25 protein-coding genes are annotated in these 25,165 nt (G+C 54.9%); all 25 read right to left on the bottom strand.

What is annotated here, in order from left to right; translation table 11 throughout:
* Positions 1–76: 76 nt before the first annotated feature.
* Positions 77–1,441, bottom strand: coding sequence for a flagellar protein export ATPase FliI (gene fliI / locus M3A44_10070; GenBank protein MEQ6341973.1), 1,365 nt, complete (start codon positions 1,439–1,441; stop codon positions 77–79).
* The gene (locus M3A44_10075) at positions 1,416–2,075 is read right to left on the bottom strand and encodes a flagellar assembly protein FliH (GenBank protein ID MEQ6341974.1); all 660 of its coding nucleotides are present in this window, start codon (positions 2,073–2,075) and stop codon (positions 1,416–1,418) included. The genes fliI and M3A44_10075 overlap by 26 nt, the downstream gene beginning before the upstream one ends.
* Positions 2,068–3,078 (bottom strand): flagellar motor switch protein FliG, encoded by a 1,011-nt coding sequence (gene fliG / locus M3A44_10080; GenBank protein ID MEQ6341975.1) that lies wholly within the window; start codon positions 3,076–3,078, stop codon positions 2,068–2,070. The genes M3A44_10075 and fliG overlap by 8 nt, the downstream gene beginning before the upstream one ends.
* A complete protein-coding gene (gene fliF / locus M3A44_10085) occupies positions 3,071–4,741 on the bottom strand; it encodes a flagellar M-ring protein FliF (protein ID MEQ6341976.1) in 1,671 nt (556 codons plus the stop codon). Before fliF ends, fliG begins: the two co-directional genes overlap by 8 nt.
* Before the next feature lie 96 nt (positions 4,742–4,837).
* Positions 4,838–5,164 carry a flagellar hook-basal body complex protein FliE gene (gene fliE, locus M3A44_10090; protein MEQ6341977.1) on the bottom strand — a complete coding sequence of 109 codons (327 nt, stop codon included), beginning with the start codon at positions 5,162–5,164 and terminating at the stop codon, positions 4,838–4,840.
* A gap of 96 nt (positions 5,165–5,260) precedes the next feature.
* Complete coding sequence (locus M3A44_10095) at positions 5,261–6,613, bottom strand: sigma-54 dependent transcriptional regulator (protein MEQ6341978.1); 1,353 nt, start codon at positions 6,611–6,613, stop codon at positions 5,261–5,263.
* Complete coding sequence (locus tag M3A44_10100) at positions 6,610–7,794, bottom strand: ATP-binding protein (protein MEQ6341979.1); 1,185 nt, start codon at positions 7,792–7,794, stop codon at positions 6,610–6,612. Before M3A44_10100 ends, M3A44_10095 begins: the two co-directional genes overlap by 4 nt.
* Positions 7,795–7,941: 147 nt before the next feature.
* Positions 7,942–9,369 carry a sigma-54 dependent transcriptional regulator gene (locus tag M3A44_10105; protein ID MEQ6341980.1) on the bottom strand — a complete coding sequence of 476 codons (1,428 nt, stop codon included), beginning with the start codon at positions 9,367–9,369 and terminating at the stop codon, positions 7,942–7,944.
* 140 nt (positions 9,370–9,509) lie between these two features.
* The gene (locus M3A44_10110) at positions 9,510–10,067 is read right to left on the bottom strand and encodes a PilZ domain-containing protein (GenBank protein ID MEQ6341981.1); all 558 of its coding nucleotides are present in this window, start codon (positions 10,065–10,067) and stop codon (positions 9,510–9,512) included.
* Between the two features lie 43 nt (positions 10,068–10,110).
* Positions 10,111–10,452 carry a flagellar protein FliT gene (locus M3A44_10115; protein MEQ6341982.1) on the bottom strand — a complete coding sequence of 114 codons (342 nt, stop codon included), beginning with the start codon at positions 10,450–10,452 and terminating at the stop codon, positions 10,111–10,113.
* 87 nt (positions 10,453–10,539) lie between these two features.
* Positions 10,540–10,899 (bottom strand): flagellar export chaperone FliS, encoded by a 360-nt coding sequence (gene fliS / locus M3A44_10120; GenBank protein MEQ6341983.1) that lies wholly within the window; start codon positions 10,897–10,899, stop codon positions 10,540–10,542.
* Between the two features lie 76 nt (positions 10,900–10,975).
* A complete protein-coding gene (fliD, locus tag M3A44_10125) occupies positions 10,976–13,018 on the bottom strand; it encodes a flagellar filament capping protein FliD (GenBank protein MEQ6341984.1) in 2,043 nt (680 codons plus the stop codon).
* 30 nt (positions 13,019–13,048) lie between these two features.
* Entirely contained in the window at positions 13,049–13,435 is a 387-nt protein-coding gene (locus M3A44_10130) for a flagellar protein FlaG (protein ID MEQ6341985.1), read from the bottom strand.
* Between the two features lie 70 nt (positions 13,436–13,505).
* Positions 13,506–14,336 carry a flagellin FliC gene (locus tag M3A44_10135; protein MEQ6341986.1) on the bottom strand — a complete coding sequence of 277 codons (831 nt, stop codon included), beginning with the start codon at positions 14,334–14,336 and terminating at the stop codon, positions 13,506–13,508.
* 261 nt (positions 14,337–14,597) lie between these two features.
* Positions 14,598–15,806, bottom strand: coding sequence for a flagellar hook-associated protein FlgL (flgL, locus tag M3A44_10140; GenBank protein MEQ6341987.1), 1,209 nt, complete (start codon positions 15,804–15,806; stop codon positions 14,598–14,600).
* Positions 15,807–15,809: 3 nt separating this feature from the next.
* Positions 15,810–17,729: a flagellar hook-associated protein FlgK gene (flgK, locus tag M3A44_10145; protein MEQ6341988.1), complete on the bottom strand. Its 1,920-nt coding sequence runs from the start codon at positions 17,727–17,729 to the stop codon at positions 15,810–15,812.
* A 53-nt stretch (positions 17,730–17,782) separates the two neighbouring features.
* Entirely contained in the window at positions 17,783–18,655 is an 873-nt protein-coding gene (gene flgJ / locus M3A44_10150) for a flagellar assembly peptidoglycan hydrolase FlgJ (protein ID MEQ6341989.1), read from the bottom strand.
* 12 nt (positions 18,656–18,667) lie between these two features.
* Positions 18,668–19,777, bottom strand: a complete 1,110-nt coding sequence (locus M3A44_10155; protein ID MEQ6341990.1) for a flagellar basal body P-ring protein FlgI — start codon at positions 19,775–19,777, stop codon at positions 18,668–18,670.
* A gap of 15 nt (positions 19,778–19,792) precedes the next feature.
* Positions 19,793–20,503 carry a flagellar basal body L-ring protein FlgH gene (flgH, locus tag M3A44_10160; protein ID MEQ6341991.1) on the bottom strand — a complete coding sequence of 237 codons (711 nt, stop codon included), beginning with the start codon at positions 20,501–20,503 and terminating at the stop codon, positions 19,793–19,795.
* A gap of 73 nt (positions 20,504–20,576) precedes the next feature.
* The gene (gene flgG / locus M3A44_10165; protein MEQ6341992.1) at positions 20,577–21,362 is read right to left on the bottom strand and encodes a flagellar basal-body rod protein FlgG; all 786 of its coding nucleotides are present in this window, start codon (positions 21,360–21,362) and stop codon (positions 20,577–20,579) included.
* Between the two features lie 54 nt (positions 21,363–21,416).
* On the bottom strand, positions 21,417–22,157 hold the full coding sequence (flgF, locus tag M3A44_10170; protein ID MEQ6341993.1) for a flagellar basal-body rod protein FlgF: 741 nt from the start codon (positions 22,155–22,157) through the stop codon (positions 21,417–21,419).
* A 25-nt stretch (positions 22,158–22,182) separates the two neighbouring features.
* Positions 22,183–23,460, bottom strand: a complete 1,278-nt coding sequence (flgE, locus tag M3A44_10175) for a flagellar hook protein FlgE (protein ID MEQ6341994.1) — start codon at positions 23,458–23,460, stop codon at positions 22,183–22,185.
* Positions 23,461–23,487: 27 nt separating this feature from the next.
* Positions 23,488–24,162 (bottom strand): flagellar hook assembly protein FlgD, encoded by a 675-nt coding sequence (locus tag M3A44_10180; protein ID MEQ6341995.1) that lies wholly within the window; start codon positions 24,160–24,162, stop codon positions 23,488–23,490.
* Positions 24,163–24,185: 23 nt separating this feature from the next.
* Entirely contained in the window at positions 24,186–24,596 is a 411-nt protein-coding gene (gene flgC, locus M3A44_10185; GenBank protein MEQ6341996.1) for a flagellar basal body rod protein FlgC, read from the bottom strand.
* A gap of 3 nt (positions 24,597–24,599) precedes the next feature.
* A complete protein-coding gene (gene flgB, locus M3A44_10190) occupies positions 24,600–25,004 on the bottom strand; it encodes a flagellar basal body rod protein FlgB (GenBank protein ID MEQ6341997.1) in 405 nt (134 codons plus the stop codon).
* Positions 25,005–25,165 lie beyond the last annotated feature (161 nt).

Consider the following 25,165-nt stretch of genomic DNA (forward strand, 5'->3'; position numbering starts at 1 on the left):
AGCAACACAACGTATTATTTGATGAGCGCCTGTCGGCATATCCCGTGCGCACGGCGCACCCTACATTTAACTTTAGTTACTGCACCTTTATTAGCATATTCAGCTCATTGATACTCCCTGCCAATGGCACAGGCTGGTGCATACCCTGATGGAGAAAGTCCAGGAGGCGCGGATGGTAGTCGATAGCCTGATCAATATTGGCGTCATTGCCACGACTGTATGCACCTATGGATATCAGGTCGCGGTTTTGCTGGTATGCGGAGTAAAGTTGTTTGAAACGACGTGCCGAGCTCTGGTGGGCCGAATCTGTAACTTCTGTCATGACACGGCTGATGGAGGCTTCGATATCAATTGCCGGATAGTGGCCCGCTTCCGCCAACTGGCGGCTTAATACAACATGGCCGTCGAGTATGGCGCGCGCGGCGTCGGCGATGGGATCTTGCTGGTCATCGCCTTCGGCAAGCACGGTGTAAAATGCCGTGATGGAACCCCCGGTTTCGTCGCTGTTCCCGGCACGCTCCACCAGTTGCGGCAGTTTGGCAAATACCGATGGCGGATAACCCTTGGTGGCAGGGGGTTCGCCTATGGCAAGCGCAATCTCGCGCTGGGCCTGTGCAAAGCGTGTCAGGGAATCCATCAACAGCAGCACTTGCTTGCCCTGATCGCGGAAATATTCGGCAATACTGGTCGCCAGCATCGCACCGTGCAGACGCATCATCGGCGCATGATCCGCCGGAGAGGCAACTACCACCGACCGTGCCATGCCCTCGGCACCGAGGATGTTTTCAATAAACTCTTTCACTTCACGGCCACGCTCGCCGATCAGTCCGACGACGATGACATCGGCATTGGTGAAGCGCGTCATCATACCCAGCAATACGCTTTTTCCCACACCACTGCCGGCGAACAGGCCCATGCGCTGGCCGCGCCCCACCGTCAGCAAGGCATTAATGGCGCGTACACCGACATCCAGGGGCTCTCGTATCGGACGGCGTGCCAGCGGGTTGAGAGGGCGCCCAGATAGTGGGATGGTTGTTTCGGTGCGTAACGGACCGCCACCATCCAGTGGCCGGCCGCCACCGTCCAGCACACGGCCCAGCAAAGCGTCACCCACCGCCACATCATAGGCGCGCCGCACCGGGATCACCCGCGAGTTGGGCATCAAGCCACGGATTTCGCCGGTGGGCATAAGAAAGGTTTTGTTTCCGGAAAAGCCTACCACCTCGGTTTCCACCCGTTCGCCGCCTGGGCCTATCACCACGCAACGCTCGCCTATTGCCGCCTGACACCCCACCGCCTCTAGTGTCAACCCGACCATGCGGGTCAGTTTTCCTTCTACGATGAGTGGCGGCGGTGAGTCAAGGCGTGCGCGATGCCATGCTAAACGTTCGCGCCACGCTGCTCCACGCTGAGTATCAATGGCCGGGGTTTTCGTGTCCACGCGCGCCTCCCAGTATGGATGCGGCAATTGCCGCGATGCGGCTGTCGAGACTAGCATCAATCTGGGAAGTGTCGGTCACGACACGGCAGCCGCCACGCGTCAATACCGGGTCTTCGACAATCCGCCAGATTTTATCGCCTTCCGTCAGTGACAGCGCGGCGCGCACCAGAGCTGCATCTTCGGGATGAAGGTGCAGGTGAATATTGCGTGAAGCCAGCGGCAAACTTGCAACGCCCTCGCGCACCACCGCGACTATCTGGCCCGGGTCTGTTTTGATCTCGCGCCGCACAATCTGACGCGCGATGGCGATGGACAGGGACACCAGCTCCTTTTCAACATCCTCGTCAAGCTGCGCCAATGGCACGCCAAGCGTGTTCAGCAACTGCTCCAGACGTTGCGCCTGTGCCTGCATTTCCGCCAGTCCTGCTATATGCCCTTTTTCGCGTCCTTGCTGCAATCCTTGGGCATACCCCTCTTCATAGGCTTGTTTCTGGATCTGCTCGATTTGGTCGGCCGTAGGGAGTGGCTGCACAGGGGCTGTGGGCAAATCCGCTTGCATAAGCGGTGCTTCCCAGCGCTGATAGGCGCTCAAATCATCGCCCGTGATGATTCTATTGGGAATGATTTTAGACAAAATCCTCTCCTTTTCCGCCGAGCGATATTTCGCCTGCCTCGGACATGCGCCGTGCTATAGCGAGAATCTCTTTCTGTGCGGCCTCTACTTCGCTGAGGCGTGCCGGGCCTTTGGCCTCCAGATCGTCACGCAGCATTTCTGCGGCGCGCTTGGACATATTCTTGAATATCTTTTCCTTGAGATCTTCATCGGCGCCTTTCAATGCCATAATCAATACCTCACCCGATATCTCGCGCAATATCGCCTGCATGCCACGATCATCCACTGAAGCCAGATCATCGAACACAAACATCAAGTCTTCAATTTTCTGACCAATATCGGCATCGACATCCTTGATGGTTTCCATAATCTTTACTTCACGTGCGCTGTCTATGAAGTTGAGGATATTCGCTGCTGTTTTGATGCCTCCAACACTGGCTGATTTAACATTGGCGGTATTTCCTGCGAACTGTCTTTCCATGATGTCATCCAGTTCACGCAAGGCAGAGGGCTGAATCCCATCCAGCGTGGCGATACGCATCAACAAATCCGACTGCATGCGCTCCGGCATCTGCTTCAGTACCTCGGCGGACTGATCGCTATCAAGATAGGACAATACGATAGCAATAATTTGTGGATGCTCCAGGCGAATGATTTCCGCGACTGCGCGCGGATCCATCCATTTCAGGGCTTCCAGCCCTTTGGTGTTACGGCCGATCAGGATACGGTCAATCAAGCCGCTCGCTTTATCTGCGCCGAGCGCCTGGTTGAGTACTTTACGAATATAATCTTCCGCGCCAACCCCTAGAGATGTCTGGCCATCCACCGAGGAAATCAACTCATCCAGAACCTCCGACACTTGAACTTTGCTCACATTGCTTAGTCCCGCCATGGCTTGCCCCAGCTTCTGCACTTCCTTGGGTCCCATATGCTTCAATATTTCGGCGGCGTCCTTCTCGCCCAGGCTCATTAGAAGAATGGCCGCGCGCTCCGTACCGGATAACTGTGCATTGTTCTCAGGCATCGCTAGCCACCCAACCTTTCACCACTTGTGCAACACGCTTGGGATCTTGCCCTACCAGCGTTCTGGCAGCATCAAGTTGCGACTCATAATTTTGCGAGGGCGCGGCAAGTTGCGCGGTGCCTTGTGCTGTTGAGTTCATACCAGGCAGGCTAATGCGATCCTCCATCAAGCCTGGTAGTTCATCCATGTGAGCCGTAGCGTGTTGCGTCGCAACAAGTGAGGATTCCTTGCCCTTCTCCGCAAGACTACGCAGCACTGGGCGCAGCACGCCGAATATCAGGAACAATACCGCCAAACCACCCAGTGCCTGTTTCGCCACATCCCAAATCCAGGGCTGCTCCAGCAATTTAGGCTCCGGCATGGGCGTTTCCGCCGCCACTGTAAACGGTGCATTAATCACGTTCAGAGTGTCACCGCGTTGTGTGCTGAAACCCACCGCCTCCTTGACCAGCGAGGTAATGCGCGCAATTTCTTCAGGCTTCAGCGCGGTGCGCACCACTTCGCCTTTTTTATTCGCTTTCTGGTGGTCATCGACAACCACGGCCACTGATAATTTGCGTACCGAGCCACTTGGCATTTGGGTATGACTGATGACTTTATCCAGCTCAAAATTGCGCGTCGCACGTTTGGTGCTGTTGAGCGGCATCTGCGCGGTACCCGTCGTGTTTGCGGCAGGCAAGGCGCCCTTGGCATTCGGCGCGGCGGGGCTGGGGGTAGACACTGTGCCTCCTGACGGTGGTTGATTGGTCAATGCACCTGGAACGCCTGCCACCGCGGTGGCTCCCGCCGACTGCTCATCCAGTGTTTGCTCGCTACGTATCGCCGGTTGATCTGGATTGTATGTTTCCTGGGTCTGTTCTGTGACGCTGAAATCCAGATCCGCTACTACCTGCGCCCGTACCCCGCCAACGCCGGCGATGGGCGAGATGATATCTTCGATGCGCTTGATGTAGTTTTCCTCAAGTCGGCGCCGGTAATCGAACTGACTGGCGGTGAGCTGCATGCTTTGAGAGGTTTCCGGCGAAGTCAGCAGACGGCCCTTCTGGTCAATCACCGTCACATGGTCTGCATTCAGGTTGGGAACACTGGAGGCAAGCAAATGCACTATCGACGCGACCTGTCCTTCTTCCAGGCTGCGTCCTGGATAGAGGTTGATCAACACCGAGGCGCTGGGCGGTTCGCGGTTGCGAATAAACACCGACTGCTTGGGGATGGCCAAATGCACGCGCGCTCCCTGCACATTGCCCAATTCGGAAATCGTGCGCCCCAGCTCACCTTCCAAGGCATGCTGGTAACGCGCGTTTTCCATGAACTGGCTGGTTCCGAAGGTGGGCTGCTCGTTGAGCAGAGCAAAGCCTTCCACCGTCCCTTTGGGCAGCCCCTGTGAAGCCATCTTGAGGCGCGCAGTATGCACCTGATCGGCGGACACCATCACAGCGCCGCTGTTTTCATCGACCTTGTAGGCAATACCATCCTTCTGTAAAGCATCGGCGATCTGGGTTGCGTCCTGCGCGGCAAGGCCACTGTACAAAACGCGATAATTCGGCGCCTGAGACCACAAAACAACGGCCACACCCAGCGCCACACTGGCCGCCAAGCCAATCATCAATCCCATTTGGCGCAGCGCTGGCAGACCGCTAAAGCCGCGCATCTGGGCTGTCATATTTTCTGCTTTTATTAGCGCCATTTTTGAGTATCTAGTTCTGAATTTCTATAATTGATGTCACACACCGTCCACATCAATACGTCACACGCCGCATTAAATCGGCATACTCATGACTTCCTGATAGGCCGACACCAGCTTGTTGCGCACCTGCGTCATGGCCTGAAAGGAAAGGCTCGCCTTCTGTAATCCCACCATCACTTCAGTAAGCTCGACCTTGGAATCGCCCGCTTCAAAGGCCTGCGCCAAATTTCCGGCTTGCTGCTGTACGTCGTTGACTTTCTCAATGGCGCTTTTAAACAAGCTGGAAAAATCCGGATTGGCCGCAGAATTTGCTTCCGCAACAGATGGCTTTGACTGAGCCTGTGCAGCCATGGCGCGCATTTGCGCCAGCAATTGGGTTGTGTCTATGGTGTTATTCATATGCTCTCCTTATTGTTGGGTCCGGAGCAACGCTACTTGAACCAACCCGCATGTATTTTCATGCACATTCCGCACCAGCCCCGTCAGAACCCGTTCTTAATCAGGTATCGCCACGCCTGCCTCGCGCAATCGCGCCAATTTGTAACGCAATGTGCGCGGGCTAATGCCAAGCCGTTCGGCAACCTCTTTGCGATTGCCCTTTGCCGTGCGCAATGCCTCAATAATCAACAGTTGTTCATGGGATTTAAGATCGTCATCGAGACATATCTCTTCGTTTGGGGTTTCCTGGTCTGATGAGATGAGCGGCGCGGTACACGCCGCGTCCGTTTCGAAGTGCAAATCAGCCGGACTAATGATTGCGCACGACTTCATAATCAAGGCACGCTGGATCACGTTATCGAGCTCGCGCACGTTGCCTGGCCAGGCATATACCCGCAGACGCCGCGCCGCTTCATCAGACAACACAGCCAAGGGATATGCGCCATGACTATGGCGTTCGATGAGCCGCCGCGCGATGGGGAGGATGTCTTCTTTACGTTCTCGCAACGCAGGCAGAGGCAGAGGAAACACATTCAAGCGATAGAACAGATCCTCACGGAAACGTCCCGCAGCGACTTCCGCACGCAGGTTGCGGTTGGATGTCGCCAGCACGCGCACATTCAGCGGGATCAGCTTCTGTCCGCCAAGACGCTCCACCTCGCGCTCCTGCACTACACGTAACAATTTGGCCTGCAGTGCCAGACTCATCTCGGATATTTCATCGAGCAATAATGTTCCATTCTGAGCCTGCTCGAATTTGCCCGGTGCGGCATGGTATGCGCCGGTGAATGCGCCTTTTTCATAGCCAAACAACACCGCTTCCAGCATGTTCTCTGGTATCGCTGCGCAGTTGATAGCGACAAACGGGCCTGAGGCGCGATTGGAATGGCGGTGAATAAACCTGGCGAAAACCTCCTTGCCCGTACCGCTTTCCCCGGTAATCAATACGGTGGCATCACTTCCCGCCACACGCTGTGCGAGCTCTGCCGCCTCGCGCGTGCGCGCGTCCACCGCCACCAGATCGGCGTCTTCTGTAGCAACGTCGGGGGACAAAATATAGCGGCTCACCATCGAAATCAGTACTTCGGCCTCAAATGGCTTGACCATGTAATCCGCAGCGCCATCATGCATTGCTTCAACTGCACTGGGGATTGATCCATGAGCAGTCATCAAAACCACCGGTACATCCGCGCGCTGGGCCTTGATGCGTTTGAGTAAGGTATAGCCATCCATGGGGCGCATCTGGACATCACTCAGCACCATGCCCACTTCGCCCGATTCCAGCCGGGCCAGTGCGGCTTGCCCGTCTTCAGCCGCAATAACGCGATACCCCGCCAATTCCAGCGTATCGCACAGCGCCTCGCGCAGCGCCGCATCGTCTTCTACCACCAGCACCGTCGCTGAACTCATGTGATACCTCGATCTTCTTTTATGACAGGTAGCCGCAACGTAAATGTGCAACCTGATCCAGGCTGTGTGTCCAGCCAGATCTCACCGTGGTGACCTTCCACTACTGCTCGTACCACCGCCAACCCCAGTCCCGTACCGGAAGACTTGGTAGTGAAAAAAGGTTCAAAAATTCGACCCCGGATTTCCTCGGCAATGCCAGGCCCGTTGTCGCTCAACTGCAAATACACCACCTCATCGCCATCACTCACCGCTATCAGATGCAATTCGACACCTGTACCGCAAGCCTGTATGGCGTTAGTAGCAAGATTCAATAGCGCACCCAGCAATGATTCACGATTGCCGCGCATCATCACACCGGATGTCCTGTCCATCACTTCCAGGCGTCCCGCGCAGGCATGCAACTGAGGCTCCAGCACCTGGTGGAATTCGCTTATCAAATCTGACGGTGCAATATCATCCCCGCACACGCTTCCACCGCGCACAAACATCAGCATGTCATTCACCATCTTTTCGATGAGGCGCAGGCTGGCGAGACTTTTTTCTGAAAAACGGCGGATATCGGCGCCATCGAGATTGGATCGTGAGAAGTGGGAGGTATAAAGCAGTGCGGAAGATAAAGGTGTGCGGATCTGATGTGCCAGGGAGGCTGCCATCTCGCCCATCGCAGACAGACGCTGGTGACGGCTGAGATTTTCCTGCAAGGCACGGGTTTCGGTGAGATCGGTAATGAGCAGAATCTGGCCGGGTTCGTCACCCAGCGAGCTGGTGGAGATGCCAACGCGCCGGCCATCGTGCAACGACACTTCATGGCCATCATCGGAACGAGGCGCGAAGGCACGCCCGATCACTTCGCGCCACACTGTGCCTTGCAGGGGTTCCCCCAGCAACGCCAGCGCGGCGGGGTTACATTCCTGAACGCATCCGCCGCCATCCAGCACCACTACCCCACCGGGCAAGGTATTCAGCAAGCGCTCCAGACGATTTGCCAGACGTTCATTTTCGGCGGCAGCGCTGGTCTGCTCAAGACGCGCGGCAGCAAGCTCCGCGTTGAGCTGATCAACACGTTTTTCAAGAATCTGATAGGAGGCGGCGAGCTGCTGAGAAAGCTGATTGAAGGTATTAAAAGCGCCCGCCAGATTCTGGGACGAATCCTGATTTTGTTGCGCGCCTTGTAGAGCCATGCCGATTCTTGCTCCCGCCGTTCTGAAAAACCATGAGTACGGGGTTTCCCCCCTTCGCACAGAAGGAGTTAGCAAGAATCGCGCCTAACCTACAAAGTCATAAAATTCATTGTGTTATATATGGATAGTCAAATAAAACAGTCAAAATCACGGCGCATCATCACCGCGATGCAAACCATATTTGCGCAGCTTTTCAACCAGGGTGGTGCGACGCAGTTTGAGCCGCTCGGCGGCGTGAGCCACCACCCCGCCCGCATCGTCCAGCGCCTGGCGGATCAGATCGTATTCCAGGGTGTTGAGATGTTCCTTGAGATCCAGGCCTTCGCGCGGAAGGCGCGGCGGCACGTCAAAGGTGCGCGAAGGTGTTTCCTCCGGCAAAACGACATTAGGCGGGAGCGTGGCGCCTGCACCCGCCCCCCGGAATTTTTCCGGAAAATCCTGCACATCCACGACACCGTGCGGGTGCATTATCACCAGGCGCTCTATGAAGTTGGCAAGCTCGCGCACGTTACCCGGCCAGCGGTAATGGCACAATGCGATCACCGCCGCCGGCGTAAGCCGAACCGAACCGCGGTTTTCGTGTTCAAGACGGGTAATCAACTCATTGATTAGCAGCGGAGTATCCTCAAGACGCTCGCGCAGCGGGGGCATTTCTATAGGAAAGACATTAAGGCGGTAATACAGATCTTCGCGGAACTTGCCCTCCTTGATCGCCTCTTCGAGGTTGCGGTGCGTGGCGGCAATGATCCGCACATTGGCGGAGATGGTTTTGTTGCTGCCAACCCTCTCAAAGGTACGTTCCTGAAGCACGCGCAACAGTTTGACCTGCATGTGCAGGCTCATGTCGCCAATCTCGTCGAGAAACAGCGTGCCGCCTTCGGCCATTTCAAAACGCCCCTGCCGGGCGCTGATGGCCCCGGTAAATGCGCCCTTCTCATGACCAAACAGCTCGCTTTCCAGCAGTTCGGCAGGGATTGCCCCGCAATTGATGGGGACGAAAGGCTTGTTGCGACGGGTAGAGTAATAATGCAGATTACGCGCCACCACTTCTTTACCCGTGCCTGACTCACCCAATATCAATACAGTGGCGTCAGAACTGGCCACTTGCTCAATCAATTTTCGAACCTGGCGAATCATTGGGCTGTTGCCCACCAGGCTGCGGAACAATTCCAGCGAGCGATCCACAGGTTTTTGCCGAGGGGATTCGCGAGATGCCTGCGCCTGTTGCAGCAGTGCCGTCAATTGCCGCTGCTTCGGCGGCGTATCGACATAGCCAAATACGCCCGTCTTGATCTCTTCAGGGGGTGGCGCCTCTTCCCTGGCATCGCTCATTAGCAGGACAGGGATTTGGGAATCCCACGCCTTAATAGCATGGAACACTTTTATTAATGTTTCTTCAGAACCACAGTTGCCAAGCAAAATCGCAAGAATGGCATCGGCCGGCGGAAGCCCTTCTTTCCAGGCCTCGCCGCCCGCTAAATGCACCGGCCCATATTCCATAAACTCAAGTATGGCCTTGAGATTCAGACGCCTTTGCTCATCCGCATCAATAATCAACACACCGGATGACGACATTGAAACACCCCCGCTCACTACATATACATTATGTGTTGTAGTTAAGCACTGACTGAGGAAGAAGTCAAAATTTTGTCGCTTTATGGCAGACAATGAAGAACAGGAATTGTAGGGTGCGCCGTGCGCACCCTACACATCTTTTAACCGCGGCGGGCGTGGGCGATACTGCGGCGGTGGTGCCGGAAAATAAACTTCTCAAGCCCGTCCCGAACCACCTCACTCATCCCCTCAAGCGCCACCGTCATTCTGAAGCCACCCGGCACGGTGCTCACCTGCTGTACCTGACCATAAAACATAATGGATCGGGGATATTTCCGGCTGAGAAAAAGTTCAACATTAAGATAGCTACCCACATCAGGCGCCACCTGTGCATCCCACTGTATGGTTTTGGCGCTCAAGCTGACAGGTAGCGGTTCAGGCAAAATCGAATGATGCGCAAGCACCTGACCCACCAGATCGAGCAGCAGATTAATCTTGAAATCCATGCGCTGTAGCTCTTGAGTGGCCGCGTCATGCTCTAAGACGGCCTCACTCGGATGCTCTTCCAGCACCGTTATTGTGCGCAAAACCTCTGCGTTGGATTCCTGGATGCGTATCTGCTGAGCATCTGAAGGTGCCGCGCTTGCCGCAACCCAGCGCAACGGCAGGGCGTCCTCATAAGTCAGGCCGGTAATGCCGTGGTTTGATGTATCGCTCATAATTGAACAACATACCAGCAGGCGGGACAAGTTTCAAATCCTCTCACTCACCCTGCTCATAGGCGAGCGCCGCGCGGTGGGCATAATTAAGCTGCCGTATCCCGTCGGCAGCCTCCTGGTACGCCACTTCGCTCAAGGCAATAATCTGTTTGTCTATTGCCAGAATATCCGCGATCACGGCCTCAACTGCCGCTACTTCCCCAGCTTGAACCGGTTGAGAAAAAAAAGCGGCCAGCTTGTGACTCCGGCTTTCCTCCAGTGACGCGAGGGTTTCCCAATCCTTGATCTGAGCCATGAGCACCATGTTACGGCTTAACTCAAGAATAACATCAAGTTGCTCGACATGAGAGCGGGAGTCCAACTGAAAGATATCTTGTGCCGCCAAAGGTGATGCTCCCACGTCCGATGAAGCCAATTATACCGAAGCGCCACCTGATAACACTTGCGCTCCAGGAACGGAATTTTTCGCCGTTTATGCTATAGCGTCCCAGGCGTCTTTGATCTGATGCAACAATTCACATACTTCATTGAGCATCTCGGGATCATTTTTGAGATTGGCCTCAAGCAGGCGGTTCTCCATATAGTCGTACAAAGCGCCCAGGTTCTGGGCGACTTCCCCACCGGCCTGTCGGTCGAGACTCATGCGCAGCCCTTCAACAATCGAAATCGCCCAACTGATGTGACTGCCCTTCTGGGCAATATCACCCCGCAACATATGTCCTCGGGCAAGGGCAATTTTATCCAGAGCACCATCCAACAACATCTGAATCAAGCGATGTGGACTGGCATAGGCAACGCCTGTTTGTGCACCTACCTGACTGTATTGCTGCAAAGCAGCTTGTGGCTTTGAGTAACTCACGTCTCACCCCTTCATGGAACTGTTTTTACGCCGTTTTATAAAATCCGAATTATCTCGTCGCCGACAACTGACGAGACAAAAAATCACTGGTGCTGCGTAACTTCCCCAACAGGCTATCCAGTGCCGTGAACTGATCCCTATAACGCTTTTCAATATCGTCAAGCCGCCGGTTCAGGGCATCTCGCCTGTCATCAAGAGACTTGATACTGCTACTAATGCCGTCTGTACGGCTGGAGATTGAACCGGAGCTGTCTAAAAGTTTGCCCATAAGTTTATCCAGTTGATATGCGTAACCTTGCGAGTAACTGATAGTGCCACGGCTACCGGTAGCGGTTCCGATAATTTCCAGCTTCAACCCTTCGGCGGCATTGCCGGCGGCTCCCGTAAGATTGCGCCCGGAGCCAGTCGCTGCAAAACCGTTTATAGTTCCCGCTACATCCAGGCCCGCCGCGCCAACGCCAACACTGAATCCCAGGGTAGTGCCTGTATTGGTGTTCACCGCCGTCAATTCGACGGTGGATGCCGAACCGTAGCGGTTAGAAGTGATTTTCAGGGTGTTTGATGAACTATCCAGCGTGACCGAAGCTGCAACTCCCGCCGCCTTCAAGGCAGCGTCACCATTGATTTTGGATTGAATCTCCGCCGTCAATGCCGCAGCCGTAGCGTAGTTTCCCTGCGTAAGGGTGATAGCGCCGGATTGAACGCCATCCATTTTAAGGATGAATGTATCGTTATTGGCATCTACGGTAAAGGCTGTATTGAATGAGCCTGCGGTACTTGCCAACGCGGCGCTACTTGCGCCAGTGTTATAGCCCTGTGCCGCAGCTTGAGAAACCGACACGGCATAACTACCGGGCTGAGTCTTGTCAGTGGCACTGACAAAGCTCACCAAACTGTGACTGGGCGTGCCTTGCGCGGCAAAAAGCGCGGCAATGTCGCTAAAATTAGTCTCCATGGCTTTTTGCAGCTTTGCGGAGTCAAGCGCGAGCACACCATCCGCCTTAAAAGACACACCGGCTTGCGAGAGCACCGTATATGCACCGCTTGCGCCTGCCACCGGAGCCGAGAGCGCGCGGCGAATCTGCGACATTACCGACAATGTAGTGGAGTCGCCCTGCAAAACCGCGCCCTGTTTGGTGGCGGGATTATAGGCCGTGAGGTCCCTGATCGTTTTATTGATATCGTTGTATGACTTGACAAAACCTTCCACCGCGGACTGGATCGCCGTGGTATCGCGCGCCACAGTGAGAGTGGCGGGCGTATTCGTGGGACTTTGCTTGAGAAGATTTAGCGTCACACCTTGAATAACATCGGTGACGGTATTGCTCGACTTGCTGATATTGTCAATCCCGTCCACTTTCAAAAGTGCATTCTGTGCAGCCACGGTTTGGGTTAAATTCTTCCCGTTGCCTGCTGTCCCCGCAGGATCATAAGCCAACTGTGACAAACCGGCATCATCGGTATTGCTGGCATCACTGGTATCGCTCACCGTGACTTTGATGCTATTTGCAGCCCCCGTGTCCTTGGAGGTAAGCACCAATTTATTGCCGCTGCCATCATTCAGTATGGAAGCACTTACGCCGATATTCGCCGCGTTAATGGCATCGCGCACACCACCGAGACTGCTGCGGGCGCTGTCGATAGTAATGGTTTGTGCCGCTTTATCGCTATTGGCTGTAAACGTACCACCGCTAAACGTACCGAACTGAATAGTCAGCGTTCCAGTGCCCACCGTGTCCGTCACATTGGTAAAACCCTTGGACACAATTTTCTGGGCTTGCGCCAACTGTTTCACTTCGACGGAATAGCTTCCAGGCGCTGAATTTGCGGAAGAGGACGCGGTATATACGCTGGTATCCGCCGAGGTTGCGGAAAATACCTGAAATTTCGCGGAACTGCTTAATGCACGCATCCCATCCTGAAAGGATGACAAGGCGCTTTTAAACGAACCATAGGCACTGAGCTTAGCCTTGTAAGCAGTTTCCTGGGCTGCCATAGCCTGCAAAGGCTGACGCTCCACCGCCATTAACTGAGTTACTATCCCATTAACATCCAGTCCGGAACCGATGCCTGCCGCTGAGATTGTTGCCATGAGATTAGCCTGAGATGTTGATCATACGATTCATGCCTGCGCGCGCAACAACATGCCATTGGATTTTTCCAATCCGCGCGCCATGGCCAATGCGTCTTCGGAGGGGATTTGACGAATCACCTCTTTGGTTTGTGTGTCTACCACTTTAACAACAACCTGGCCGCTTCCATCATCGATACTGAAGTGCAAATCGCGCCGAAAACTTTGAATATAATCATTCAAATGGCTGACGGCCTTGTTTAGATCATCGGTATTATCCACGCTTTTTTCCGGCTCATGGACTGTTTTATCGTCTTGCCTGGTAATTTGTACAGCCCCAGTGATGTTGACTGCATCCGTTTTCGAAACATTCGATGCAACTGGTAATCTGGAAATAAAAGAAGGTGCCGGGACTTGTGTAGAAATATTAGATACCATGATATCTACCTCATATCATCGCTGGAAAAATCCGCCCGGGCGTCCCGGCCCAGGCGGCTCCATTATCGACTTAGCGCAACAATGACAGCACACTGTTGGGCAGCGCATTGGCCTGGGCCAACATCGCTGTTCCGGCCTGCTGCAGAATCTGGTTGCGCGTCATGGTGGAAGTTTCCGTGGCAAAGTCGGCATCCATGATACGGCCACGCGAAGCGGCCTGATTTTCAGAGGCTACGCGCAAATTACCAATCACGGAATCAAAGCGATTCTGTGCAGCACCGAACGTTGAACGGGCAGTGGTGATCTCTCCAATGGCGGTATCCAGGCTATCGACGGCAGCTTGAGCAGTTGCCTGCGAGGTACTGATATTTGCAGCGACCGCAGCCGCAACACCCGCGCCTGTAGAAACATTTGTTGTTGCCACATCTATCTGGTCAGTGGCGACATTGTTCGCTCCTACCTGGAAGGTCAAGGTTGCAGCTGTACTCAGCAGATCGGTACCGTTAAACTTGGTGCCGGTTAGAACGCGAGTTACTTCAGAGCTCAATTGCGAATATTCCGCCTGCAGATTGGTACGATCACTTGCCGAGTTTGTTGCGTTGGCGGATTGCACTGCCAGTTCACGCATGCGCTGTAGGGAGTCACCGACCTTACCCAATGCACCCTCAGCGGTCTGAGACAGGGAGATGGCATCGTTGGCGTTGCGTATGGCGACGTTCATGCCCTTGACCTGTGAATTCATACGCTCTGCAATGGCAAGGCCTGCGGCGTCATCCTTGGCGCTGTTGACACGCAAACCGGAAGACAGGCGCTGCAGCGATGTTGCCAGGTCTCCCTGTGATGTTGCGAGGTTACGTTGGGCGTTCAGTGATGCAACATTGGTATTAATGCTAAGAGCCATGATATTTTCTCCTCATATCCTCTGGTGGCGTAGTGTGGGCCACACGTGAGGTTGGGGTTGATATTTAGCGGACATATTTCTCATTCGAAATATTCACCGCTTCCGATAAAGTTATCGGTCTTTCTGGATGGGAACTTTAGGAGAAAGAGAAAAGATTTTTTGGAGATTGTCAGGTCGGTATGAACAGCACACACAAGTATTGTGTTGCTGCGCAACGCTTGGTGGGTTACGCAAAAAAATCGCTAACCCACCCTACATTAGTTACCGCAAGAAATTAAACAGCGACAATCCCTGTATTTTGATAAACGACTGTTGCGCCGCCTGTAGTCCTGTCATTTGCAAGTTGAGACGGCTAACGGCTTCGGCGTAGTCAAGATCCTGGAGATTGGACAGGGTTTGCTGCACCTGGAGTGTAAAACCATCATTGATACCTTTCTGGGCATCAATCGCATTCATCCGCGCCCCTATCTTGGCACGCACGTCGAGAATATTCGTCAGGCCATTATCCAGATCACCTAAAACACGGCTCATGGCATTATTAAAATGCGCCTGAGATGCTGGATTGGTGACGGGTGTCTCCAATGCCTGTACAAAATCTTGCACGGTGGTAAAGATATCCTGATTGGCACTGGGGGCCACCGTGAAGCTATCGCCGTTGGCAGGGGAGCCCTTCACTTGAACTTTAGCACCGCCAAACGCGATACTGCTGCCCGCGGCATAGGTGCCCGCGGCCACTGCGCCACTCACGGCACCCGTGACGGTGTAGGTCACAGGATCGGTAGGCAACACCTGCACAAAGGAAATGGTATAACTATCCGGCACAAAGGTACCGCTGACTGTGCCGGGGTCGATCACGCCGCTGCCGATGTTGGCCGGGCTTTCCTGCGCGCTAAAAATACCATTGCCATTGCGGATGGCGCGGAAAACATCGGTGCCTGAATCGCCAACCGCTACCTGGCGTGTCGGCCCTATCTGTAAATAGCGCTGCCCCTCGTCACCGTTATAGTCGAAGCCGCCTGCGGCGTTGCGATTGAAAGGTTGGGTGGTTCCCTGGTAGCCCGAGAACAGATATTCGTTATTAGCATCCCTGGTGTTGGCCAGGCTCAGTAACTCATCCAGCCTAAGCCGCGCTTCTGCCGCTATACTGGCGCGATTTGCATTATTAAGGGTGCTGTTGTTGGCCTGAATCGCCAACTCCTTCAGCCGCTGCATTACATCACCCGCACCCGTCAAAGCCTGTTCTTCCAGCGAGAGCCGCCCACGTGCCGCGTCGGCATTTGACTGATACTGTCCGGTGACTTCCTTTTCCTGCATCAAGTTCAACACTTGTGCCGCAGCGGCGGGATCATCCGCCGGGGTGAGGATGCGCTTGCCGGTGGAAACTTGTAATTGCGTTTTGGCGAGCAGGGCCTGCTGCTCCAGCATGGAATTTACGCCTTGCTGCTGCATTTGATTGGTGGAGATACGCATATATTATCTCCTGATTGCGCCCATAAGGGTTTGGAAGAGATTGTCCGTCGTTGAAATCACCTGCGCGGCAGCCTGATAAGCCTGCTGCAGGCGCACCATGTTGGCGGCCTCTTCGTCAAGATTGACGCCTGATACGGCATCGCGCGCCTCTATCGACTGCTTGCGCAATACATCTTGCGCATTGCGGGTAATATCCGCTTGATGGGCTTGTGTTCCAATATTGGCTACCAGTTCACCATAGGCGTCCTGATATGTGGCTGTGCCGCCTCCCAGACTTTGTTGTTTCTGCAATTGGCCCAGCAGCAACGCGTTACGGTTGTCACTCACGCCACCGGTATTTGCGCCGACAGAAAATACATCACCTGCTGCGGCAGAACCACTGATCATTGCCGTCCAGCCGTTGTAGCTGATGGCCTGACCGGAGACATAGGGAACATTCGTCGCAAGCGTACCGTTGGTTGCGTCAACGACATTAAAGAGTCCGGGTGAGGTAAATGTGATGCTTACTGTGTTGCGCAGATCAGGATCTTGCGCACTCGCCACACCAGGGCTGATGGTGGCGGCACTGGTATTCGCCAGAGCGGCGGATGTGCGTATCGGCGCGGCGGCGGCGATGCTTTTGGCGTCGTTGATCACCATGCCGATGGTCTGCGCGCCCTGGCGCGTGGGTTGGATCAAAAAACTGTCGTTGACCGCCGCACCTGCGGTGATGTTCAGCGAAAACCCGTCAATCGCCGCGCTGGCATAGGGATAGCTACCACCGGTATTTATGGCGGATGTTTGATTATCGGAAAGTCGGGTGAGCGTGTAGTTGTTGCTGCCTGTATAAGTCAAGCGGTAATCGCTGGTGGTCAACCCGTTGGCATCCGCCAGCGTGGCCGTCACCGCGCTGGTGCCGGTATTGAGCGATCTTGCCTGAACCTGGAGATTGGGCGCCTTAAAAAAATCACTGCCCAGCGCGCCGTTCAAATCCTGGCCGAGCTTATGCTGGTCATTAAAGTTGTCTGCCAGACCAATCGCTACGCGGCCCAGGGTATTTTGCGCCACATCCAGCACGCGGTTGCGGAAATCCAGCACGCCGCCCAACTTTCCGCCGCTCAATTGATTCGAAATATTGATTGTATCCGTGCCCATTTGGTAACCGACTTCCAGTCGCGTCGCATCGAACTGGTTGCTCATCACACTCAGGGATTGCGCACGAAACCCAGCAACCAGCGCCTGCCCATTGCCGATAAAGACATTAAGAGAGCCATCGTCTTGCGGCACGGTGGTGACGGCGACACGTTCCGACAATTGCGCAATCAACGCATCACGCTTATCAAGAAGGTCGTTCGGCAGGTTTCCCGATGCTCTGCCAGGGGCGACGGAAATATCGTGGTTTACACTGGCAAGCGACTGGGCAAGGCCGTTAATTTCGGTAACACGATTTTGCACCTCGGCATTTGCACCATTACGCAATTCGCCAAGGCGTTGGTCCATGTAATGAAACCGATCAACCAATGAGCCAGACTCGGACAGCAGCACCTGCCTCGCCGCGCCTGAACTTGGGTCGTTTGCGACGCCCTGGACGGCGTTGAAAAAACTTTGCAGGCCGGGCGTGAGGCCTGCCTGAGGATCAGCCAGCAAGTTGTCGACGCGATTGGTGAGTGTGTAATAATTTTCCGTCTGGCTATAGGAAGCCGTGTTCGTTTGCACCTGGGCAGTGAGGAAGTCATCGTACAGGCGCCGCACGCCACCGACTGCCACACCCGTGCCCACGTAGCCATCGCCGGAAAATTGCGGCGTACTGGTAACGACATCCACACGCTGACGGCTATAGCCTTCAGTGTTGACGTTGCTGATGTTCTGGCTCACTGTTGACAGTGAGCGCTGCGCTGTCAGCAGTCCGGAAATACCTATGGCAAGTGAGTCACCGACGGGCATGGCAAAACCTCATTAATATTCACAAGGGCAGACTCTAAATCTGCCCCTACTGTTCATGTTATCGGCCTGCTGCTGAACATCTTAAGTGTGTCACCGTGCAGAATCGCGCTGATTTTGCGCGCATAGGCAGGGTCAGTGGCATAGCCCGCATCCTGCAAGGCATTGGCAAACGCCTGTGGGTCGCCCGCCACAGCCAACGCCTGACCGTAGCGCGGATTGGCGCGCAGAAAATTGGCATAATCGGTGAAACTGGCGGAAAACGAATCGTAAGAGCGGAATGCCTCATTGCGCCTGACCGCCTTGCCATCGGTGTACTCCAGTGTTGGCATGGAGAGACGCTCTCCCTGCCAACGGGCATCAGCCTTGATGCCAAACAGGTTGTGACTGCTGCGGCCATCGGGATGACGCATGACAGACTGCCCCCACCCGCTCTCCAGCGCCGCCTGGGCCAGCAACGCCGCAGGTGCAACGCCAAGTTCCTTGCCAGCCTGTTGCGCGTGGGGCCAAAGTGATTTCACGAATTCTTCGGGGGAACTGAATGAGGGTGGTGATGGAGCCACTGCTACCGCCGGAATTTCGCGTGGCACGGACAGCCCGGAAATATTTTTATCGCCATCCTTCGCTGTCGCGGCAAGCTTTCCGCCAAGCTGTTTCACCAGCATATCCGCCAGCCCCATACCGCGCCCCTGGCTAAGGGTCGTGGATAATTGCTGATCGAACATGCCCTGATAAAATTCGGTCTGTTCGCTGTCCATGATGCCGTCACCCAGGCTGGCCTCGCGCATTCCTTTCAGCATCATCTGCAAAAAAATCCCCTCAAATTGCTTGGCAACCGCACGCAATGCCTCGGGGGAATTTTCACGCGCCTGGGTGCGAAGGCGAGCCAAGCTTTGAAAATCGGTGTAAATGTCTGGGCTGGGTATCATTTCTTTTAGGCTTCAAATCACTATCAATTCCGCGCGCAACGCGCCCGCTTCTTTCAGCGCCTGGAGTATCGCCACCAGATCGCCTGGCGCCGCGCCAACTTGGTTGACGGCGCGCACGATATCACCCAGAGAAACGCCGGGGTCAAACAAAAACATGCGGCGGTTTTCCTCTTTAACCTGGATCTCCGAGGTGGGCACGACCACCGTGGAGCCGCCCGAGAACGCGCCAGGCTGGCTGATGCGCGGCCTTTCCGAAATGGTGACCACCAGATTGCCATGCGACACAGCGGCGGGCGTGACGCGCACATGACTGCCGATCACCACGGTTCCGGTGCGCGAGTTGATGATGACTTTGGCGGCGCCTTCGCCGGGCTCCAGCGTTAGATTTTCCAGCACGGAGATAAATGCCACGCGCTGCGCTTGATCCTGAGGGGCGGCAACCTTGATCGACGAGCCATCTAGCGGCTGAGCCGTACCCGCACCGATGGCGGTGTTGATGGATTCCGCCAAACGTTTGGCGGTAGTGAAATCGGAGGTATGCAGATTGAACACCAGCGAATCGGAATCACCAAACGAGGTGGGCGCGGGACGCTCCACCGTGGCGCCGTTGGGAATCCGCCCCACGCTGGGAACATTCACGGTGATTTTCGATCCATCGCTGCCAGACACGCCCAGGCCACCCACTGCCAGATTGCCTTGGGCGATGGCGTACACCTGGCCATCCGCGCCCTTGAGCGGCGTCATAAGCAGACTACCGCCGCGCAGGCTTTTGGCATTACCCAGTGACGAGACGGTAATGTCCACGGTCTGTCCCGGTTTGGCAAACGGCGGCAATTCGGCATGGATGGAAACTGCCGCGACATTTTTGAGCTGGGGATTTACAGTGGGCGGCAACACAATGCCAAATTGCGATAACATGCTTTTCATGCTTTGCACGGTGAATGGCGCTTGCGTGGTCTGATCGCCGCTGCCGTCCAGCCCCACCACCAGACCGTAGCCCACCAGTTGGTTGACGCGCACGCCATCCACGGATGCGACATCCTTGATGCGCTCGGCATGGGCGAAGCCGGTCAATGAGACCAGCCAGGACAGCAGCAGTAATTTCAGGGCAAATCTATTCATACGCCCAACCTGTTATTAAAAAGGCCACCAACCACTGTTAAAGAATCTCGCCAGCCATCCCGAGGTGTTGGAATCGGCAATCACGCCGTCACCGGCATAGGTGATTTTGGCATCCGCCACCAGACTCGACAGTAAGGTGTTGTCGCGTTGAATATCGACTGGGCGAACGATTCCGGAAAACCGCACATATTCGTTGCCCTGATTGATAGCCAGCAGCTTTTCGCCACGCACCACCAGATTTCCATTAGGCAAGACCTCGGACACCGTGACGCTGATGCGTCCATTCAGGCTGTTGCTTTGACTGCTATCGCCTTGACCCGAAAAACTCTGGTCAGAATTCAGCTTGGCGCTAAAATCATTATTGACGTTGCTTGCCAGCGGGATCAGCCCCGGCGCACCGAATGTCAGCGCAGACCCTAAAATGACGGGGGCGGAAACATCCACACCGGTCTTTTTCTTGGAATTCGTACCCGCTTTCTTGCTGGCATCAGTCTTTTCTACCAGTATCACTGTAAGTATGTCGCCGACACGGCGCGCCTTATTGTCCTCGAACAGTGCAAGCCCATACCCTGTCTGATAAATGGCACCATTGCTTCGCGTGGCGGGCGGCGGCGCGGCGGGGCGCACCGGCGCATAGGCGGGATCACTCTGCGGCGGCGTGGTAGTACAACCCGCCAGCATCAGCAACCCCAACAAGACACGAAAACTTTTCCAGATCTGTTTCATTTGTGATCTCTGTACTCACTGAAACCCGTCTACACTTAGAAATATGCAACATCCTTGCCGTCGGCTACTGTTCTTACAAATTATTTGTCACAAACTTCAACATCTGATCTGCGGCGGCAATCGCCTTGGAGTCCATTTCATAGGCACGCTGGGTTTCGATCATATTGACCAGCTCTTCCACAACATTGACATTGGAACTTTCCACTGAGCCCTGTGCCAAGGTACCCAACCCTGTAATACCCGGCGCACCGGTTTGTGGAGAGCCGCTGGCGGCAGACTCGCGGTATACATTCTGGCCAACCGGCATCAAGCCGACGGGATTGATGAAATCCGCCAACTGGATTGAGCCCACCTGCGTCGGTGCGGTTGAACCCGGCAATAGCACTCCCACCGTGCCATCGGAACCCACGGTGATGCTCTGTGCATTTTCAGGAATGCTGATCGCGGGCTGCACCACGTAGCCGCTGGCGGTAACAAGTTGCCCTTGCGCATTCACCTGAAATGAACCATCGCGCGTGTAGCCCAGCGTGCCATCCGGCGTCAGTACCTGAAAAAAACCGCGCCCCTGTATCCCCATATCCAGGGGATTGCCGGTTTGCACAATGTTGCCTTGCGTAAACAGCTTTTCCGTAGCCACCGTGCGCACGCCAGTACCTAGCATCAAGCCAGACGGCAATGCTGTCTCTTGAGTGCTTTGCGCGCCCACTTGGCGTACATTCTGGTAAAGCAGATCCTCGAACACCGCCCTGCCGCGCTTGAAGCCGGTGGTATTGACGTTGGCCAGATTGTTGGAAATCACCGCCATGCGCGTCTGCTGTGCGTCGAGGCCGGTCTTGGCAATCCATAGTGCGGGATTCATTGCGTATTCCTTTTTTAAAAAAAAATCTGGTTAAAAAGAAATCGTGGAAGATTTCTAACCCATTCTCATCAATTGCGCCGACGCTGCATCATTTTCCTGTGCGGCGCGCATCATCTTGATCTGCGTTTCGAACTGACGACCCAGCTCGATCATCCTCACCATCGCCTCCACGGCGTTGACGTTGCTCGACTCGAGTACGCCGCTGGACAACTGTACCGCCGCATCTGCCACGGCGCTCTTCCCGTCCTTAACGCGCATCAAGCCATCCGTGCCTTTCTCCATTTGGCCCAGTGGTGGATTAACCAGCTTGATCCTGTCTACCACCGCCAATGCGTTCGCCGCCTGCCCTACGGGTCGGATCGAGATTGTGCCATCGGCGCCGATCTCCAGCTTCTCGAATGGCGGTACGGCAATCGGCCCGCCATTGCCCATCACCGGACGCCCCGCTCCGGTTTCCAGCTGGCCGTTGACCGTCACACGCAAATCACCGGCACGGGTGTATGCCTCACTGCCATCTGCGGCCTGCACAGCGATCCATCCCGCACCATTAACCGCGACATCAAGTTCACGTCCGGTGGTGGATAATGTCCCTGCAAGCAAATCCGTACCCGGCGTTTCCGTCTGCGCATACACCCGGCTAGGGTATCCTGGGCCATACACCGGCAGGCTGCGAAACGCCTCAAGATCAGAGCGAAACCCTGTGGTATTCACATTCGCCAGATTATTGGTGTTCACCGCCTGCGCAAGCATGGTCTGCTTGGCACCGGACATTGCTACATAAAGCATGCGGTCCATGGTTATCGCTCTCGATTAATTATTTTTAGCGGATATTAATAATGGTCTGGGTAATCGCATCTGCGGTGGTAATCACCTGCGCATTGGCTTGAAAATTACGTTGCGCTGTAATCATGGTGACCAATTGTTCCGTAAGATCCACGTTCGATCCTTCCAGCGCACCCGATTGCACCAAACCTAGACTACCCGAGCCCGGTTGACCAACCAGTGCTGCACCCGAATCATAGGTCTCGGCCCAGGCGGTGTCACCTAACTGGCGCAGCCCCTGGGGATTACTGAAATTGGCCGTGGCAACTTGTCCCAGGGCACGTGATTGGCCATTCGTAAAACGTGACTGCACAATGCCTGTGTCACTAATGTCAATTCCGCTCAAACGGCCCGTGGCAAACCCATCTTGAGTAAGGGCGTTGACACTGAAAGGGCTACCATACTGTGTAGTTTTAGAATAATTCACATCGAACGACATGTTCGCCGCACCGGTCTGCGGATTAACTGGGGCGTAATCAACCGTCAGCGCGCCCGCCAGAGAAGGCGTGACCGATGTGATTCCACCGGTAGACGAAAAGGTCAGGTTGGCGGGCTGCCCCGCTACATTACCGTTCGGAACAACCTCAATCGGCGTACCCGCGCCATTGGTCATCCATAGATGAGATTCGTACTCGTTGGCATTGCTTGTCTTGCGATAGTACATCGTACCGAGATTTGCGTTGCCCAGTGAGTCGTAGAGAGTCACCGCAGTTGAGTTGGTGTAACTGGTCGGATCAGTGCGGTCAAACGCCGGCAAGGCTGGATACGGTGCAAACGGTGTGGCATTGGCATTGAGGTTGGCGGCCACAGTGACAGCCGTCGATGCGCGCGGCGAGATATCCGACGTGCTTAACTGCAAGTCACCACGCGAACCGGTAATATTACCATTCACATCAGCCTGAAATGCCGTTAAACGCTGATTCTGGCTGTTGACTATATAGCCTTCACGATCCGCCTGGAACGCGCCGGAGCGGGTATAAGCCGGCACACCGCCGTCATTCAGAACGAAGAATCCCTGCCCGTTAATGGCAAGGTCGAGATTGTTGTTGGTGAAGCCGATATTCCCCTGGGTGAACTGCTGCGCTACCGCCGCCACGCGCGCACCGCTGCCGATAGCATTCTGAGAAATACCAAGGTTGCTTGTTGCATAAACGTCGGCAAATTCGGCGCGCGATTTTTTGAATCCGGTCGTGCTTGCATTGGCTACGTTGTTACCTATGACTTTCAGTTCGGCTGATGCTGCGTTAATACCGCTTAAAGCAATACGAAATGGCATATCATTTATCCTCTTGTAAAAACCTGATCACATAATCTGCCGGACGCTGGATAAATCCAGAGGACCCAATCCAGTTACATTCAACGTCGGTCCCTGAGCTCCCCGTCCGAGCGTGACACTCTCAACCGTCGCAGCCATCAGCGTGTCAACCGCCGCCGTTCTGCCTTCCATCGTCGCGCTGGCACCGACCTTGTATTTCCCTGCCGGCGCGGTATCCCCGGCATCGGTCTTGCCATCCCACGTAAAGCTGGCCAGCCCAGCAGGCTGCGGCCCCATTTCCAGGCGTCTGACCACCTGGCCGGCCTGGTTATAGACCGACAGCGAAACACCTGATGTACTGGCAGGCAAATCCACCGCTCCACTCAAACTACCGCCTTGTGCCAGCACACCCGCCTCGCCCGGCACCAGCACCGACCGGCCCACCAGTGCCGAGGCCTGTAGCGCCTGGCTGGATTGCATTGCGGTTGCAAACTGGCTGAACGAGGTTTGCAATTCTTTAATACCCGTCACGGCACTAAACTGCGCCATCTGCCCCATGAATTCACCGTTTTGCATAGGCTTCATGGGATCCTGGTTTTTCAACTGAGTAACCATCAGTTTCAGGAACTCATCCTGTCCCAGACGATTATTGTTTGGCGCCTGCTCCGGTTTCTTCGTCAGACCCAGGCTTTCCAGCGTGCCGGTATCAATTTTTGTACTCATAACTATTCTCCTTGGACGACTGCTTACTGGCCCAGCCTCAGCGTTGCCAGCAAAAGCTGTTTGGAGGTATTCATCACCTCCACATTGTTCTGATAAGAGCGGGAGGCGGAAATCATATTAGCCATTTGCTCTACCACATTCACATTCGGCAGATAGATATAGCCCTGCGCATCCGCCAGCGGGTGACCCGGCTCATAACGGCTTTGCACTGGCGCGTCGTTTTCAACCACGCCCAAAACACGCACACTGGCGGCATCATCACCGGCCAGCTTATCCATTACCGCCGAAAAGACCGGCTCACGTGCTCTATACACACCCGCTGCGTTGCCGCTGATGCTCTCGGCATTGGCCAGATTGCTGGCCGTCACGTTGAGGCGCAGCGACTGCGCGCTCATTCCCGAACCTGCAATATCAAATATTTTGAAAGAAGACATGGATTAATCGCCCCTGATAGCCGTCATTAATGTTTTTATCTTGCCATTGAGGAATGAAAGTGAGGCCTGATATTGAATAGCATTGCGGGCAAACTCCGCCTGCTCTACCTGGTCGTCGACGGTATTTCCATCCAGAGACGACTGATCCGGGACGCGGTACATCACTGAATCAGAGGATCCATCAAAACCAGTGGAAAGATGTGCCGCATTGGTGCGCATCAACGCTGCGGCATCGCTACTTGATTGATCCCTGGCCTGATTCAACACCGCTTTGAAGTCGATATCCTTAGCCTTGTAATTTGGTGTATCCGCATTGGCCATATTGGCCGCCAGAACTTCCGCGCGGTGCGCGCGCAAAGCCAGAGCCTGGGGGTGTATTCCTAATGCTTTATCGAGATTGATTGGCATCGCTTGACTCCATCCTTACTATACTTGCCAAGGATTAATGCAGAGTCTGTGCCAACATTTATATAACATATTAAAACAAGGAGTTATATTGAAAAGAGAGGAGAGAGTTCGTATCCTGCGGCAATATACTTCCGCCTTGCGGCAAACCTTGCAGGCGCGGG

The organism is Gammaproteobacteria bacterium, assembly GCA_040183005.1.
In the GTDB taxonomy this organism is placed as follows: Bacteria; Pseudomonadota; Gammaproteobacteria.